The organism is Marinobacter sp. CHS3-4 (assembly GCF_030053415.1).
Lineage (GTDB): Bacteria > Pseudomonadota > Gammaproteobacteria > Pseudomonadales > Oleiphilaceae > Marinobacter.
Map to the genome: position 1 here is coordinate 1,339,686 of NZ_JASGBJ010000001.1, position 17,119 is coordinate 1,356,804.

At 57.4% G+C, this 17,119-nt stretch carries 13 protein-coding genes; 5 read left to right on the forward strand and 8 right to left on the reverse strand.

The genetic code is table 11. The features are described 5' to 3' along the window. Positions 1–62 precede the first annotated feature (62 nt). Positions 63–629, forward strand: a complete 567-nt coding sequence (locus QLQ17_RS06245) for a BLUF domain-containing protein (protein ID WP_283208682.1) — start codon at positions 63–65, stop codon at positions 627–629. Between the two features lie 138 nt (positions 630–767). Beyond that, positions 768–1,748 carry an NADPH:quinone oxidoreductase family protein gene (locus QLQ17_RS06250; RefSeq protein ID WP_283208683.1) on the forward strand — a complete coding sequence of 327 codons (981 nt, stop codon included), beginning with the start codon at positions 768–770 and terminating at the stop codon, positions 1,746–1,748. Positions 1,749–2,010: 262 nt separating this feature from the next. Here the strand turns inward: QLQ17_RS06250 and QLQ17_RS06255 are convergent, their stop codons facing one another. The 8 genes from QLQ17_RS06255 to QLQ17_RS06290 form a co-directional block, all read right to left on the reverse strand. Further along, complete coding sequence (locus QLQ17_RS06255; protein WP_283208684.1) at positions 2,011–3,840, reverse strand: long-chain-acyl-CoA synthetase; 1,830 nt, start codon at positions 3,838–3,840, stop codon at positions 2,011–2,013. A gap of 13 nt (positions 3,841–3,853) precedes the next feature. After that, positions 3,854–4,693, reverse strand: coding sequence for an SDR family oxidoreductase (locus QLQ17_RS06260; RefSeq protein WP_283208685.1), 840 nt, complete (start codon positions 4,691–4,693; stop codon positions 3,854–3,856). Next, complete coding sequence (locus QLQ17_RS06265; protein WP_283208686.1) at positions 4,690–6,657, reverse strand: acetyl/propionyl/methylcrotonyl-CoA carboxylase subunit alpha; 1,968 nt, start codon at positions 6,655–6,657, stop codon at positions 4,690–4,692. The genes QLQ17_RS06260 and QLQ17_RS06265 overlap by 4 nt, the downstream gene beginning before the upstream one ends. A 13-nt stretch (positions 6,658–6,670) precedes the next feature. Continuing rightward, complete coding sequence (locus tag QLQ17_RS06270; protein WP_283208687.1) at positions 6,671–7,492, reverse strand: enoyl-CoA hydratase/isomerase family protein; 822 nt, start codon at positions 7,490–7,492, stop codon at positions 6,671–6,673. Between the two features lie 20 nt (positions 7,493–7,512). Next, positions 7,513–8,673 (reverse strand): acyl-CoA dehydrogenase family protein, encoded by a 1,161-nt coding sequence (locus QLQ17_RS06275; protein WP_283208688.1) that lies wholly within the window; start codon positions 8,671–8,673, stop codon positions 7,513–7,515. 85 nt (positions 8,674–8,758) lie between these two features. Next, positions 8,759–10,375, reverse strand: a complete 1,617-nt coding sequence (locus QLQ17_RS06280; protein ID WP_283208689.1) for an acyl-CoA carboxylase subunit beta — start codon at positions 10,373–10,375, stop codon at positions 8,759–8,761. 9 nt (positions 10,376–10,384) lie between these two features. After that, entirely contained in the window at positions 10,385–11,251 is an 867-nt protein-coding gene (locus QLQ17_RS06285) for an SDR family oxidoreductase (protein ID WP_283208690.1), read from the reverse strand. An 11-nt stretch (positions 11,252–11,262) separates the two neighbouring features. Continuing rightward, positions 11,263–13,062: an acyclic terpene utilization AtuA family protein gene (locus tag QLQ17_RS06290; RefSeq protein WP_283208691.1), complete on the reverse strand. Its 1,800-nt coding sequence runs from the start codon at positions 13,060–13,062 to the stop codon at positions 11,263–11,265. Between the two features lie 114 nt (positions 13,063–13,176). On the opposite strand from QLQ17_RS06290, the gene QLQ17_RS06295 reads away from it, so the two are divergent. The 3 genes from QLQ17_RS06295 (at position 13,177) to QLQ17_RS06305 (ending at position 17,044) form a co-directional block, all read left to right on the forward strand. Then, the gene (locus QLQ17_RS06295; RefSeq protein WP_283208692.1) at positions 13,177–13,797 is read left to right on the forward strand and encodes a TetR/AcrR family transcriptional regulator; all 621 of its coding nucleotides are present in this window, start codon (positions 13,177–13,179) and stop codon (positions 13,795–13,797) included. 101 nt (positions 13,798–13,898) lie between these two features. After that, on the forward strand, positions 13,899–16,547 hold the full coding sequence (locus tag QLQ17_RS06300) for a S8 family peptidase (protein ID WP_283208693.1): 2,649 nt from the start codon (positions 13,899–13,901) through the stop codon (positions 16,545–16,547). Continuing rightward, positions 16,547–17,044, forward strand: coding sequence for a protease complex subunit PrcB family protein (locus QLQ17_RS06305; protein ID WP_283208694.1), 498 nt, complete (start codon positions 16,547–16,549; stop codon positions 17,042–17,044). Before QLQ17_RS06300 ends, QLQ17_RS06305 begins: the two co-directional genes overlap by 1 nt. Positions 17,045–17,119 lie beyond the last annotated feature (75 nt).

Here is a 17,119-nt window from a genome sequence, read left to right on the forward strand (position 1 = left end):
CTTCAAAATATACAGATATCGGCCTCTGAAACGTTCAGCCAATTTTCCGGGAGTAAACTGCTATGTCTCTTATCCGTCTGGCCTATGCCAGTGAAGCAACTTTTCGTGAACAGCCTGTAGAGCAGGGTGTAGAGCCAAACGTGGCGCGGATACTGATGACGTCCAGGCGCAACAACGCCAGACGCGAAATCGTTGGTGGCCTATATTATGGCGACGGGTTCTTTTTCCAGTATCTCGAGGGAGAGGAAAATGCGGTCAACGAATTGTACGATCGCATCGCGAAAGATGACCGTCATCGGTCTATCTCAACTCTTGTCCATGAGCCGCTTTCTTCAAGATCCTTCTCTAATTGGTCCATGAAGTATGTGCCGCTCTCGTCAGATGTGCGGAAGCTTTTGGAAAAGCACGACATGACCTCCTTTCAGCCTCTCAGCTTCAACCGAGAACTTTGCGAAGAAATGATTGATCTCATTCGCGCCTCAAGCGAACAAGGTCAGATCGTGAATCACGATACTGACACGTCTACGGCTCGGCGAGCCGAGTCAGGCATCAAGTGGTTGGGATTCGGGTTGCTGGTGGCTGCGATTGGTGTTGTCGGAGCCCTGGCCTACGCCAGCACCACGTTCTGAAGCACAATCGAGAGTTATAAGGCAGACTTATCTGCCGAGATAAGATTTGTTCATTTGATTCATGGTGCTTCTCTGGTTAGCTTCGGTCTTTAAACAGACTATCCTTCCATAACTAAAGCTGACGAACGGAGTGACACGATGAGAGCGATTCTCTGCAAGGAATACGGGCCGGCCAGCAATCTGGTCATCGAAGAGATTGAAAGCCCTGTGGTAAGAGGTCGCGGCGTCAAGGTTCGCGTGAAGGCTGCCGGACTGAACTTTCCGGACACGCTAATTATTGAAGGTAAATACCAGCTAAAGCCTAACATGCCGTTTTCGCCAGGCGGCGAGATGTCCGGTGAGGTCATTGAAGTCGGAGAAAAGGTGACTCGCTTTAAACCGGGTGACCGAGTGGCCGGGCTGACAGGATTCGGCGCTTTTGCCGAGGAAGTGGTGGTTTCCGAGCAAAATCTACTGCCAATTCCGGACAGCATGTCTGATGAACAAGCCGCTGCCTTCTCAATGGTTTATGGAACTTCCTATTACGCGTTGAAGCAGCGCGCAAACATCCAGCCGGGCGAATCGCTTCTGGTTCTGGGTGCCAGTGGCGGTGTGGGGTTGGCAACTGTGGAGCTTGGTAAAGCCATGGGGGCCCACGTTATTGCGGCTGCCAGCACCGACGAGAAGCTGGAGGTTGCCAAACAGGCCGGTGCAGATGAGGTTATCAACTACACCAACGAGCCCTTGAAAGAAGCGGTAAAGAAGTTGACCCACAGTAAGGGCGTGGACGTCGTCTACGACCCGGTCGGCGGCGACTTTACCGAACAGGCCCTGCGGGCGATGGCCTGGAATGGCCGTCACCTGGTCATCGGCTTCGCCGCTGGCGACATCCCTAAAGTGCCGGCAAATCTGACGCTGCTCAAGGGCTGTTCCCTGGTCGGCGTGTTCTGGGGCAGCTTTACCCAGCGCGAACCGGAGAACAGTGCTCAGAACATGATGGAGCTGATGAAGATGTTCTCTGAAGGCAAAATCCATCCGAAGATTAGCCAGGTGTTCGAGTTTGAAGACTACGAGAAGGCGCTGGGTGCGCTGACTGGTCGGACTGCTACCGGGAAGATCGTGCTGAAAGTTGGTGCCTGAGGGCTGACCTTTTCGTCTCTTGTATCTGGGAATCGGCCTGCCAGATTCGGCGTTTGCGCCGTTTCGGCTGTGTAGCTTCGAGTTATTTCCAGCAGGCGATCTCCGCCAATGTTGGCATGCGACGGACAGAACTCCCTCCCAAAAATGTGCGGAGCCCAAGCGCTCATGGATGAGCTCGTAGCGTTTTTTGGGAGGGAGTTCTTTCCGTCGCAGCACTCCGAGTCGCGCAAGCTGGGATCGCATTTATAGGCTCGAACGGAACCTAAAACCCAATCTCCCCATTATCAATCCGTTGCTTCAGCGCGGGCGTCAGCTCGGTATACCCATTATCCTTGGGCAACAGCACGAGCACGGCGTCATCTTTCCTGTCGAGCGAGTATCCCAGCTTTTGAATATCCACCTTTCGGTACTTGAACGTCCCGGTTTTCTCGATGCTGTCCGTCACTCGGATGAACACCGGAATGGCGTAAGGCGGCAGGTTGTCCTGCAGGTATTTCAGAAGCTTGTCTGTATCAAATTCGTTCGAATTCGATTGAGGGACGAGCGTTACCATACCGGCTTTGCCATTGGTGCCTGGGATTTCGACGCCGTAAACGATGGCTTCTTCCGCCAATCCCGAGCCGTCGATGATGTTTTCTACCTCGGTGGTCGAGACGTTTTCGCCTTTCCAGCGGAAGGTGTCGCCCATGCGATCCACGAACTGCAGATGGCCACAGCCAATATTTCGCAGCACATCCCCGGTGTTGAACCATTCATCGCCTTTCTTGAAGGCGTCGCGCAGGATCGACTTTTCCGTGGCTTCTTTCTCGGTATAGCCCTCGAACGACCAGGCTTTGGTGATTTCACCGATCAGTAGCCCGGGTTCGCCTTTGTCGACTTCCTTCATGAAGCCTTTGCTGTCCCTGATCGGATCTCGGGTGCCGTCGTGGAACGCCACCAGCTTGTAAGGCGCGGTTGAGAATCCCACCGTGTTGTTCATGTTGAAAAAATTGCTGAAACCAATGTTGCCCTCACTGGAAGCGTATAGCTCCGCAACGGTCTCAATGCCGAATCGGGATTTGAACTCGTTCCAGATCGAGGGCCTCAGGCCATTGCCGATCATTTTGGTCAGCGTGTGCTGACGGTCCTTTTCCGAGGCTGGCTGATTAAGTAAGTAGCGACACAGCTCGCCCACATAGCCAAACGTGGTCGCGCGATAGTAGTTGACGTCTTTCCAGAATTCCCTGGCGGAGAATTTGCGGCGAAGCGCAAGCGCAGAGCCGCCGGCCAGCACCGATCCCCAGCAAACCAGCAACGCAGTGCCATGGTAGAGAGGCAGGGTGCAGTAGAGAACGTCTTCCGGTTCCATGGCCAGTGACATCAGGCCGAATCCGCCGTAAGCCTTGATAAACTTGCGGTGGGAGCCAGGCGCTGCCTTGGGCAGTCCGGTGGTGCCAGAGGTAAACAGGTACACGGCGGTGTCCGCCATCGTCGGAGGGTTGGTGACTCCAGACGTGTCACTGCGATGCCCGCTGACGCCGGCCGCCATGTTGGCGTAACCCTCTGGTGCCTCACCGAAGATGCTCAGGGTGTTTGCGTCCGCGAGGAACTGGAACGGGCGCGCGTGGTGGGTATCAATCGACGCTTTAACCTCGTCAAACACACTGACCATTTCTTCGCCGACAACCACCAGTTTTGGTTGAATAAGGTTGATGCTGTGGGTCAGTACCTTTCCTTTCTGGGAGGTATTCAGCATGGCGCAGGCGATGCCTGCTTTTGCTGCGCCAGCAAGAACGGCCAGCAACTCTGGACGGTTCTCAAGAAAAATGGCAATGGCGTCGCCTTTCTTCAGGCCTTCGGACGCCAGATAGCGGGCAATCTGGTTGGCCCAGGCGTCCAGTTCCCGCCAGGTCAGGCTACGATCTTGATACAGGATAGCCGGCCGATTGCCATAGGACTTGGCGTTGCTTTCGATGAGCCTGCCCAGGGTCAACGACTTCTTCGGCTTCTTGGCTTTGTAGTAATAAAGGCCCTTGGCGATCGTCGGGAAGCGTTTGGCGATGTTGGGCAGGCTGCGAGCAAGGTCGCGGGCCGTGACAGTATCCTGTGTCATAGAAGGGTCCGTTTCAGTCGTCCAGAAAAAGATCGGGTATCAGTGGTTTGTCTCCTGGCTGATACCGATAGTGTTCAAAGTCGGTCTGCCCATCGCCGCGAAGGACATCTTCATCAATGAGGGTTTGACCTGATAATTCGTTCGCGTGTTTGCTCAGGATGCTGATCGCCGCATCAGCCATAATGTCGGGCTTGCGACCCTGGGCCATCAACTGCGGGCCACCGGCTTCAAATTCGATCGCAGACGTTGCGATGAGGGTCTTCGGCCAGAGCGTATTCACGGCAATGTTGTGGCGCCGGAATTCTTCGGCCATGCCCAGGCTCAGCATGGTCATCGCGTACTTCGTGGTTGTGTAGGGGCCGTGATTGGCAAACCACCTGGTGTTCAGGTTCAAGGGCGGGCTCAGGCTGAGAATATGGGCGCGATCCGATTCTTTGAGCCAGGGCAGTGCGGCCTGGCTGGTGAGAAACACCGCCCTGGCATTGACCTGATGCATCAGGTCGTACCGGCTGGCTTTGAGTTTTTCCACGCCAGTAAGCTTGATCGCCCCCGCGTTGTTGATCACCGCGTCGATGCCGCCAAAGTAATGGCCAGCTTCATCAATACAAGCGCTCACGCGTGCTTCGTCGCGTACGTCCAGAACCAGAGGAAGCGCCTGTCCACCGGCAGCTCGAACTTCGTCGGCAACGCTGTGAATGGTGCCTGGCAACTTGGGGTGAGGTTGGTCGGATTTCGCGGCAATGACCACGTTGGCTCCCTGGCGGGCGCAGGCCAGAGCGATGGCGCGGCCAATGCCGCGGCTGCCCCCGGTGATGAACACGGTTCTGTTTTTCAGAGAAGTTGAATCGCTCATTGCCCTGTGTCCTCAGCGGTTTCGTCGGCGGTGATTTCAGCCAGCAGCTGGTTCCGTTTCACCTGTTGCCCTTTTGATACTGGTAGGTTTGCGAGGATGCCATCGCGGTCTGCTTTGACCGGATGCTCCATTTTCATGGCTTCCAGAATCACCAGCGTATCCCCCTGTTTGACGGCCTGTCCCTGTTCGACCAACAGGTCAATCAGTGCGCCATCCATCGTTGCTTTGATCTGCCCGGTTCCGCTGTTGGCGCTACCGCTGGCGGGTTGATGGGTCAGGTCTTTAAAGGTCAGGTTCTTGCCGAACGCCTGCAAATATAGATGATCACCCTGACGGTGATATTGGCAAACCTGACGGACCCCATTGTCGATGATGCATGCGTTACCTTCCGCCGCGGAGACCAGCTCCAGTTCATGCTGTTGCTCGCCGGCCGTCACGGTGACGCGGTGGCCTCTGGTGCGAACCAACACATTGAAGGACTCACTGTCTGTCGCCAGTTTCATCGGAGTAACGGTGGCAGGCGCGTTGCTCCAGGCACGCTGTTGCTGGTTTCCCTGACTGAAAAGAGCGGCGCCAAGAGCCAGTTCCCGGGTGCCAATCTGGGCGGGTGCCATGGACGGATCGTCACGGAATTCGGTTAGCAGAAACGCGGTGGTGGCTTCACCTCGACCAAAACTGTCATTGGCGATGATTCGCGACAGGAAGCCTTGATTGGTGGTGGTTCCGAATACCGCCGTTTTTTCCAGTGCCGTGATCAGTCGTCTGCGTGCTTCGTTCCGGTTTTTCCCGTAGGCGATGACTTTGGCCAGCATGGGGTCGTAATGAGGCGTGATGTCATCACCTGTCCGTACGCCGCTGTCGAAGCGGATTCCGTCTCCTTCGGCGGGATCGAAACGGAGCAGGGTGCCGGTCTGTGGCGTGAAATTCTGGGCTGGATCTTCAGCGTACAGGCGCACTTCGATGGCGTGGCCCTGCAATGCGACGTCTTTCTGGGTCAGCGGAAGAGGCTCGCCTTCCGCGACGGTTAGCTGCCAGGCCACCAGGTCCTGCCCCGTGATCAGCTCGGTGACCGGGTGCTCTACTTGCAACCGTGTGTTCATTTCCAGAAAGTAGAAGTTGCGGTCTTTATCCACCAGAAATTCCACGGTGCCGGCCCCCTCGTAATTGCAGGCCAGGGCTGCTTTCACAGCGGCCTCGCCCATGGCTTGGCGAAGTTCGGGGGTCATAAAGGGTGAGGGGGCTTCCTCAACCACTTTCTGGTGTCGGCGCTGGATGGAACAATCCCGTTCTCCCAGATAGACGGCGTTACCGTGTTGATCTGCGAAGACCTGAATTTCGATATGGCGGGGCTCGATCACGGCTTTTTCGAGGATGAGTTCGTCGTCGCCAAACGCCTGTCGGGATTCGGACCGAGCGCGTTTCAGGTTGTCCGCAAGGTCGGCCTCGGAGTCCACCTGGCGCATACCCCGGCCGCCACCGCCGGCGGAGGCTTTTATCATCAGGGGGTAACCGATGTCGGCGGCGGCCTTGATCAGTTCGTCGTCATCCGAATTGTTGCCTTCGAAACCTGGCACAACTCGCACCCCGGCCTCTTGCATGGCGATTTTTGAACGGCGTTTGCTACCCATCAGTTCGATGGCGGCTTCCGGTGGCCCGACGAACACCAGGCCGGCTTCTTTGCAGGCTTTGGAGAAGTCGCTGTTCTCTGACAGGAAGCCGTAGCCCGGATGCACACAGTCGGCGCTGGTTTTTCTGGCGGCTTCCAGAATAGCGTCTGCATTGAGATAAGAGGCCGAGACCTGAGCCGGCCCGATACAGACGGCTTCGTCGGCCAGTTCAACGTGCAAAGCGTTGGCATCGGCTTCGGAAAAAACGGCCACGGTGCGGTAGCCGAGGGATTTGGCCGTGCGGATAACGCGAACGGCGATTTCGCCCCGGTTCGCTATCAGGAGTTTGTTTAGCATGCTCTTGGTCCCTTCAGTCTTTCGTCTCAGCCCATTTGGGCGGCCGTTTTTGCATAAACGCCATGGTGCCTTCCGCGCCTTCCTCACCACGAATGGCGTTCGCAAATTTCTCCGCCGCGCTATCAAGCAGGCTGCTCATGTCTTCGTGACCAACCCTATGTAGCAACGCCTTGGTTTCCGCCGTGGCGTGCGGGGCACAGTGGCGGACACGCTCCAGGGCTTGGTTGAGCATGGTTTCCAGTTCTTCATCAGAGCCAGCGGCCTGATGAACAATGCCCAGCGAGCAGGCTTCCTGAGCGTCAATTCTCAAACCCAACAGCGACAATCGACGTGCCTGGGTCAGGCCGATCCGTTCCACCACAAACGGTGCGATCTGGGCCGGGATGACGCCCAGAGAGGTTTCGGGCATGCCAAATTTGGCGGTAGGGCCAGCGATGGCCACGTCAGAGACGCAGGCAAGCCCGAACCCGCCGCCCATGACCGCGCCTTCCGTGACGGCGATGACAACCTTGGAGGATTGGTTGACCTGTTCGATCATTTGCCCGAAGGCTCGATTGAGCTTGTAAAACGGGTCGACTTCGCCTTCCTCGACTTTTTGTCCCCGGGCGCCTGCCATGTCTTTAATATCGCCGCCGGCACAAAAATGACCACCCGCTCCGCGGACCACCACGGCGCGGATGCTGTCGTCCTGCTCAATCTGGGAAAACACCGTCGAAAGCTCTGCAACCATCTGTAGACTCATGGCGTTGCGGACATCCGCACGGTCAAGGGTCAGGTGCAGGGTCGGCCCCTGTTTTTCGACGATCAGGGTCTCGCATTGTGCTAGCTGTTCCATGGCGCCGTTACCTCCGCTGTTCAGTCTTTCTGTTTACCGGGCAAGATGCCCATGGTCTTGCAGATAATGCCCAGCATGATTTCGTCCGCACCGCCGCCAATGGACACCAGACGCACATCGCGGAAGGCTCGGGACAGCGGGTTGTCCCACATGTAGCCCATGCCGCCCCAATACTGCAGGCAGCTGTCCGTGACCTCGCGGCCCAGTCGGCCCGCTTTCAATTTGGCCATGGATGCCAGTCGGGTCACGTCTTTCCCCTCGATGTGGAGTTCACACGCCTGATAGGTGAGGGCACGCAGCGCTTCAACTTCGGTTTGCAGTTCGGCCAGTCGGAAATGGATCGACTGGTTATTGATCAGCGGCTGCCCGAAGGTCTTCCGTTCACGGCAGTACTCGATGGTCTGGTAGATGCAGTTTTCCAGCGCCTTAATGACGTTGGCAGCGCCCCACATTCGCTCTTCCTGAAATTGCAGCATCTGCATGATGAAACCGGTGCCTTCGGCGCCAATGCGATAGCGTTGCGGAACGCGCACATCGTCAAAGAAAATCTGCGCGGTTTCTGAGGATCGCATGCCCAACTTGTTAAGGTGCGGACTGAAGGAGATGCCCGGTGAATTCATGGGCACGACGATCAGGGATTTGTTTTTGTGGGGCTTGTCGTCCGATGTGTTGGCCAGCAGGCAGATGAAATCGGCCTTGGGGCTGTTGGTGATCCACATCTTGGAGCCGTTGATGATGTAATCGTCACCGTCCGCTTTGGCGGTGGTGCTCATGCCGGCCACATCAGACCCTGCGCCGACTTCGCTGACGCCAATACAGCCCACCATATCGCCAGCAATGGCAGGTGCCAGAAAGGTTCGCTTCAGTTCGTCAGAGCCGAAGCGGGCAATGGCGGGGGTGCACATATCGGTTTGCACGCCCACGGCCAACGGCACACCACCGCAATGAGCCATCCCGAGTTCTTCTGCCGCGACCAGGTTGTAGCTATAGTCCAGCCCCATGCCACCGTATTCTTCGGGCTTCTGGATACCGAGAATGCCGAGGTCGCCCAGTTTCTTGAAGATCTCATGAATCGGAAACTCGCCGGCTTCTTCCCACTCGTCGCAGTGCGGGTTAATTTCCTTTTCGACGAAATCCCGGACGGTTTTTCTCAGGGCTTCGTGTTCTTCGGTAAATTTCATTCTTGTTCTCCGGTGTTGTTAGTCCGCGCCTGGTGGTTTTGGTGGCACGGTGTTTAGCTTGGGTGGCGGCTGCGGGTGAAGTCTGTCAAAAACGACCAACACCAAATGTATTGGGCCGCAACTGCCGGGCTTCCGCCTCGCGGCAGACCGATAGCACCAGCGCCAGAACCCGCCGCGTATCGCGAGGGTCGATCAGACCGTCGTCCCACAGTCGCGCCGTGCCAAACAGGGCTGTTGAACCGTCTTCCAATTTCTTGGCCGTTGCTTGCTCCAGAAAATCCAGAGTCTTGGCATCGGGCTCAACGCCACTGCGGCGCTGTTTGTCCTCCGCCACAATGCGCATCACCTTGCCCGCCTGGGCTGGGCCCATCACTGCCGTTCGGCTGTTGGGCCAGGCAAAGATGAATCTTGGATCCAGCCCGCGACCACACATGGCGTAGTTACCTGCACCATAGGAACCGCCAATCACAATTGCGACTTTCGGCACCCGGCAGTTGGCCACGGCCTGGATCATCTTGGAGCCATGCTTGATGATGCCGTTCTGCTCGGAATGGGTGCCCACCATGAACCCGGTGGTGTTGTGCAAGAACAGCAATGGCGTGCCGGCCTGATCGCAGAGTTGAATGAACTGGGCTGCTTTGGTCGCGCCTGCTGGCGTTATCGGGCCGTTGTTGCCGATGATGCCGACCGAATGGCCTTCAATGCGGATGGTGCCGCACACAGTCTGGTCGTCGTAGTCGTTCTTGAAGTCCATAAACTTCGAGCCGTCCGCCAGGCGCGCGAGGATCTCCCGTACGTCATACGGCTTCTTGGCATCGGCGGGAATCAGGCCCAACAGTTCTTCTTCTGAATAGAGAGGTTCTTCCCACGACAGTTCCCGTTGCGGTGGCAAGTGCTCGTTCCACGGCAGCGATTCCAGAACGTTTCGAGCCTGGCGGATGCCGTCGGCGTCGTCTTCGGCCAGGTATTCGGCGGTGCCTGCCACTTCGGCGTGCATCTGGGCGCCGCCCAGCTCTTCATCGGTGGCTTCTTCGCCAGTGGCGGCTTTCAGCAGGGGTGGGCCAGCCAGGAACATTTTGGCTTGTTCCCGCACCACGATCACGTAGTCAGACAGGCCGGGCTGATAGGCGCCGCCCGCCGTCGCGTTGCCATGCACCACCGTGATCTGCGGAATGCCGGACGCAGACATGCGAGCCTGATTGGCAAAACCACGGGCGCCCAGCACAAAGATGTCGGTGGCGTAGTTCAGGTTCGCGCCGCCGCTTTCAGACAGTGATACAACCGGCAACTTGTTTTCCGAGGCGATTTGTTGGAGGCGCAGGGTTTTGTCCAAACCGGCCGGGGTGATGGTGCCACCTTTAATAGCGCTGTTACTGGCAACGATCAGGCAGCGAACACCGCTGACGGTGCCGATACCGGCGATAATACCGCCGCCTGCCTGGCTACCGTCCTTGTCGTCGTGCATTTTATAACCGGCCAGTGAACACAGCTCCAAAAAGGGGGTGCCCCGGTCCAGCAGACGGTTAATGCGATCCCTGGGCAGCAGCTTACCGCGCTTGGTGAATTTCTCGCGGGCCGCTTCGGCCAGGTCGAGCACTTTCTGTTCAACTTCGCGGAAGGTGTCGATGTGGGCCTGCATGGCTTCGGCGTTCGCGCCGAAATCTTCGGAGTCAGACGTTGTGGTTGGTTCGAGTACCTGCATGGTGTGCCCTCAATCCTCGCTCAATACTTTTGGCGTCACTGCACGGTGAAAACCATTGAATGGCTCATTATTTTTGGCTTTGGGAAGAGGCCACATCCGCCCGCCCTGGGACGCACCACCGTCAATGCGAAGGCAGTCTCCGTTGATAAAAGCGGCGCCGGGGCTGAGCAGAAAACAGATGGCCGCGCTGACTTCCGATTCGGTGCCCAGGCGCTTGATGGGCACGTTATCGCCAAGGCTGCGGATCCATTCCTTCATGTGTTCCGGATAGTTGTCCATACCGCTGGAGGCTACCCAGCCCGGGGCGACCGCGTTCACGCGCACCCCGGAACAGCCCCACTCAACCGCAGCGGTCTGTGTAAAGTTCACCATGCCGGCGCGGGCGGCACCCGAATGCCCCATGCCGGGCATGCCGCCCCACATGTCGGCCACAATGTTGACGATGGCCCCTCCGGTCTTGGTCAGTGCCTGGGTATAGGCTTCCCGGGCCATCAAAAAGCCGCCGGTCAGGTTGGTGCGAACCACGGTTTCCCAGCCTTTCTGGTTGATACCCGCCAGCGGTGAAGGGAATTGGCCGCCAGCGTTGTTGACCACACCGTTCAACCCGCCGTGCTCTGCGATGATCGCTTTGACGGTTGCCTTGACGGACTCTTCCTCGCGAATATCACAGGCATGAGCCGAGGCAATGCCACCGTCCTCTGAGATTTCGGCTTTAACGGCTTCCACTTTTTCGGCCTTGCGCCCAACCAGTGCAACCCTGGCACCGAGCGCAGCCAGCTCATGGGCGGTACAGCGCCCGATGCCAGAACCACCGCCGGTCACGATGAAGGTTTGGCCCTTGAAAAGGTCGGGATGGAAGATGGATTGATAGCTCATTCTTGTATTCCTTAAAGAGAAGCCAGGGAAGAGGGCACCGGTATCGGAAATTCAAGCAACTGCTGGGCGAAGGCCTTGCCCTGGGGATCAATGCGTAGGCTGGCAACACCGCCGCCGCCCAGGCTGTGTTCCAGTAGAAAATTAAACGCATTAAAGCCAGGCATGGACCAGCGCGTCACGCGGCCACGCTCCGGGTCGAGGGTGTGGCGCATCCAATTGGCGACGGCCTGTTCCGTCAATGCCGCTTCAATATAGGGTACATACTTGGCTCGGCGGGCAATCACGCCGATGTTGGTATGGTCACCTTTGTCGCCGCTGCGTGCCCACGCAAGTTTGATCAGCGGCACCGAAACATCGGTTGGCTCTGCTGCGTTACCTTTGGGTTGAGTTTTCAATTGATCTGGGCTGAAGCCACCCTCGGTGTTCACAGAGATTGGCGTGCTTTCACCGTTAAGGTCGACAGAGATTTCAACGCCCGTCTTTGGAACCAGGCACGAATACAGACGTATCTTGGGCCATACAGTGGGACGGCCGCCAACGATGCCGGTAATGCCCGGTGCCATGCCGGTTGCCGCCTGGGCAATTTCCCGCGAGAACAGCACCAGGGCTTCCTTCTTGACGTGGGCTACGCTGATCTTGACGACTACCTCCCGGCAACGGTCGCCTCGGGCGTGTTCGCCATAGGTGGCTTCGGTTCCCAGCAGTTCGATGCTGGTGTCGGTGTAATCGGCAAAGCCTTTCTCCTGAAACATCCGGGATGTTTTGGACAGAATGGCCTCGGCGACTCGCTGGGCCTTGATGGGAGCGTCTATACCTGCCAACAGGAAAGTGACGGTGCATTTGAAACCGTCGGGCCAGGTGCCGGAGACCTTGTAGCTGTCCGTCGGGGGCAAACCTTTGGCGCCGGAAACCGTGACTTCGTCTTTACCGGTTTCGTTCAGTGTGACACCGGTGAAGTCGCAGACGACGTCGGGTAAGAGGTAAGCGCGGGGATCGCCAATTTCATAGACCAGTTGTTCGGCGACTGTTCCGATTGACACCTTGCCACCGGTGTTTTCAGGCTTGGTGATTGTAAAGTCGCCGTCGGCATGCACCTCGGCCACGGGAAAGCCCATGTTGTCGAAACCATCAGCAACGTCCTGCCAGTCTGTGAAATTGCCGCCGGTGGACTGAGCGCCACATTCCAGAAGATGGCCCGCGAGGCTGCCCTGCGCCAGTTTGTCGTAATCGGTCCAGGCCCAGCCGAATTCGTGTACCAGGGGTGCGAGGACCAGGGCGCTGTCTGCCACCCGGCCGGTGATCACGATGTCTGCGCCCTGGTCCAATGCAGCGACCAGGCCCGGGGCGCCCAGATAGGCATTCAGGCTGACCATCATGGGCGGCATGGGCTGCCCCGTGGTCATTTCGGTGATGTCGTTTCCTGCCAGCTGCTTTTTCACAGGTAATAGGTCGTCGCCCAGAACCAGAGCAATTTTCAGGTCCACGCCTGCTTTGTCACAAAGTGCCTGAAGTGCCTCACGACAGGCTACCGGGTTAACGCCGCCGGCATTGGCCAGCACACGTATGCCTCGGGTTTTAATGTCTTCAAGCAGGGGGGCCATGACCGTCTGAACAAAATCGCGGGCATAGCCCTGGGAAGGGTCTTTCATCTTTTGCCCGGCCATGATGGACATGGTGATTTCGGCAAGATAGTCAGCAACCAGGTAGTCAATGTTGCCGTGCTGTACCAGTTGAGCGGCAGCCGTTTCGGTGTCGCCCCAGAAGGCGGCAGAGCAACCGATGCGAACCTTGCGGCCGGTGTTGTCAGGCATATCGTTACCTATTCCTTGAGGGTGAAAATGAAGATACCAAGCAAGCGCTTGGTTTGTAAATAGCCCGAATCGAGATAGAATGTCGCCAACCGTTCCGCTGTACGAGACACCCCCGTGAATCAAGACGCCATCCTTAAGTCCCTGATAGCCGACAACCTGGTATCGGATCCTTCCGGCGCCCGCGGCCGCTTGCTTCGTGAAGCCGCCGGTCTGTTCCGGGATAAAGGGTATGAGCGAACGACCGTGCGTGATCTGGCAGCGGCAGTCGGGATTCAGTCGGGCAGTCTGTTTCACCATTTCCGCACCAAAGAAGAAATCCTGAAAGCCGTGATGGTAGAAACCATTCGGCTCAACACTGCCTTGATGCAGTCCGCTGTCGATGCTGCAGAGTCCAACGCCGATAAACTCCGCGCCCTGATCCGGGCAGAGCTGGAGTCCATCAACGGTCAAACGGGAGAGGCGATGGCGGTTCTGGTGTTTGAATGGCGAAGCCTGTCTGAAAGTTCGCAGGAAGAGGTGCTGAAACTCAGGGATATCTATGAGGCGCTGTGGCTAGAGGTTCTGGAAGCACTCAGAACAGAAGACGTGCTGGCAGCCGATCCTTTCGTGGTTCGTCGAATGCTGACCGGGGCGCTCAGCTGGACCGTGACCTGGTTCCGTCCTGACGGCGGGCTGAGCCTTGATGATCTGACCTCGCAGGTCATGGGCATGATGGGAATGAAGCAATTCCTTTAACCCGGCCCGCCCGCTGAACGTACCTGATTTCAGAATATAGTCATTTGCAGTCATACTGCGTGAACGGGATGTGAAGTAGCAGTATTGTCGGTGGGTTGTTTATGGCAAAGGCGTTAGGTTTCGGTCTTCTGGTTTTCGGAACTGGTTTGTGGTTATCGGGTTGTGGGGGTGGTTCTTCCGGACCCGTGCCGCCTGATCTGTCTGGTTCCGTTGGCATCGAGACCAACACAAGGGTCGATGGCGATACTGCAGACGAGGCGCGCCTTGGGCTTTCCGTTGACAACAATACCCCTGCCACCGCTCAGCAATTGCCTGCCAACGCAACAGTCGGTGGCTATCTGAGTTTTAACGACGACACCTACGATAACCCGATAGGCTCCTATCCCAATGGGCCTTTTGACTACTCCAGGGACCGCACCGATTTATACGTCGCAGAGCTGGCGGAAGGTGACCGAATCTCTCTTCAGGTGTTTGCCTCCCCGGACTTGTTCCTGGTGACCGACATTGCGGATCCGACCCGACAGATCCGGGTACTTAAATCCGACGGCGGAAACCTTGTCGACGCCTTACCACCGGTTGAAAGAACCGGGGATCTGAACCCGATGACTGTCACCTTGCCGACCGGATTTGAGTCAGGCTCCTACCTGATTGAATTGTCGACCAGTGGGGGCATGCCGTTTCGCTATGTGCTGTCTCTGGCGGATATCGCCTCCACCACAAGCCTCAACGCCCGGTATTCGGAGCCAACTTTTGTGATTGATCAAGCTGTGGTTCAGATGGCTGTGCCAGCCGCGCCAAGGGCAATGGCTTCCTCGGTTGGCGTGGTCAGGCAACAATCCCTGGGTAACGGCACCTGGCTTATGAAGCGCAACAGCTCTGCGGTACGAATTTTGTCTGATCAGGCCGAACCGGATCAGCGGAAGAGCACCCTGGGCTGGATTCGTTCACTGCGTAAGCAACCGGGGGTTGTCAGCGCGGAGCCTGATTACATCTACACGGCGCAGGCTGTCGCACCGGACAATGACGACTTCTTCTCTCGGCAATGGAATCTGACACTGATGCAAACCCGGCTGGCCTGGCAGGTTGCACCCAATAATGGCTCGGGTGTCGGCATAGCGGTTCTCGATACCGGATTATTCAGTTCGTCGCCGTCTTCGAGGGGCGCCTGGCATCCGGATCTGGATGCCAATGTGCGACTGGTAACAGAAACGGATCCAGAACCAAACATGGATTTTGTCACCGGTGATCGGGATATCGATGGCACCGCTGGCCGCGACACCAACCCTGCTGACCCGGGAGACGGACGAAGTCGAAGCAGTAACTTCCATGGCACGCACGTCGCTGGCATTGCGGCCGCGGTCGACAATGACATCGGCATTGTCGGGGTGGCTCCTGAGGCACTGATTTATCCGCTGCGAGTCTTGGGCAAAGAAGGGGTAGGCTCGTCTTCGGATTTGATTGCGGCCATTAACTGGGCCGCAGGTCGCGACGAAATTGACGTCTTGAATCTCAGTCTGGGTGGGCTCGGTAATAGCGAGGCTCTGCGCAATGCCATAAATGCGGCGTGGGATGGAGGCAATGGCAAGCTTATTGTTGCAGCAGCCGGTAATGCCGCCACGAGTGACGCAACCTTTCCTGCCGCTTACGACAATGTGATTGGAGTCGGCGCCGTGGACGGTGCCGGTGTGCTGGCCGGTTATTCAAACACCGGGCCTTCGGTGAATGTGGTGGCACCCGGCGGGGACGCCTCGCGTGACGCCGATCAGGACGGCTTTGCGGATCTGGTTGTCAGCACCTACGGAACGGATGAAGGCGGCAGTTTTGTTGCTAACTATGCATCTCTTCAAGGCACTTCCATGGCCGCCCCCCACGTTGCAGGCGTGTATGCACTGATGAAAGGAGAAGTGCCCACGCTAACGCCAGTGCAGTTTCTGGCTTTCTTGCGGGGCGGTTCTCTGACACGGCCACTGGCGCCAACCAGCGATTATGGCTTCGGGTTGATTGATGCGCTGGAGTCTGTGTACGCCGTGCTGGAAGGTGATCCCCCCATCTCTCTATCCTCGTCCCCCTCTGCCATTCAGTTTAACTCTGCGGTACTCAGCTCAGCGTTGACGCTCAACCCCTTTCCGGAAAATGAGACCGTCACCATCACAGACCTGACCCCCGGGGCGCCCTGGTTATCGGCCAGTGTGGAGGATCCGGAACAGCCTCTGCAGGTTAATGTCGTTGCTAGCCCTGATGGGCTGGATCCGGAAGGGCGTTTCGTGACGGAGCTGGTAGTCAGTTACGATCCTGACAACGGAGCAGCGGACACCCTCGCGATTCCGGTTTCATTGCAGCTGGGCGCTGATGTTGATGACAAGAATGCGGGCCGGCACTATATCCTCCTGATTAACGCCGATGATGAAGAAGCCGAGATTCAGCAGACCATCGTAACAGCGACGGATGGCCGCTACCGGTTCGAGTTCGACGATATCGAGCCCGCCAATTACTTCCTGGTGGCTGGCACTGACACAGATAACAATGGCCTGATCTGCGAGAACGGCGAGGCCTGTGCGGAATACCCGGTCAATGGCCTGCCGGAAACGATCCGGCTTGGGGACGATCCACAGAATGGGGTCCGCCTGAACACCAGTTTCCGGCGCCCGACCATCAGTGCCATGGGAATGCCCCGTGTCGGCTTCGAGGGGTACCGGGTAAAATCAGAGGCAAGCGATCAGCCTGAACTCACCAAGGAGTACGCGCCCTGATGCGTAGACTGAATGCTTTTACTGGAGCGGTCGTTTTTCTGGCACTGACCGCTTGCAGTCACCAAATGACAGCCACTCCTGAAGGCGCTCCGCTGGCCAGGCAGATTACCGAATCGGACCAGTGCGGCGTTGGCTCAGAAGGGCTGACATACATTGCCAGTGCACAGGATTTGACCCGCCTCAAGCAATGGACCATGCAGAATCTGTCCATGAAACCGATGGAAAACCTGAATTTTGAACGGGAACATCTGCTGATCGTGGGGCTTGGCCAGAAGCCAACCGGAGGGTTCGGATTGACACTGGCCAGCTCCCAGATTGTCGACAGCACCTTGCGGCTGACGGTTTTCTTACGTCGTCCACCGGCGGATGCCGTCGTCACCCAAGTTCTCACCACTCCCTGCGCCGTGCTAGCTGTGACGCCCGGGTATTGGTCTCGGGTTGAAGTGAATGGCAACGGCCTCGAGTCTCTGACTCTGAATCGCAAAGACAACCGTTGATCTTTGTTCACGAATCCCTAAGCTATGGCCCAGCTTTTAACAATCCTCAGCAACATCTGCCGCCTGTGAGTCAGA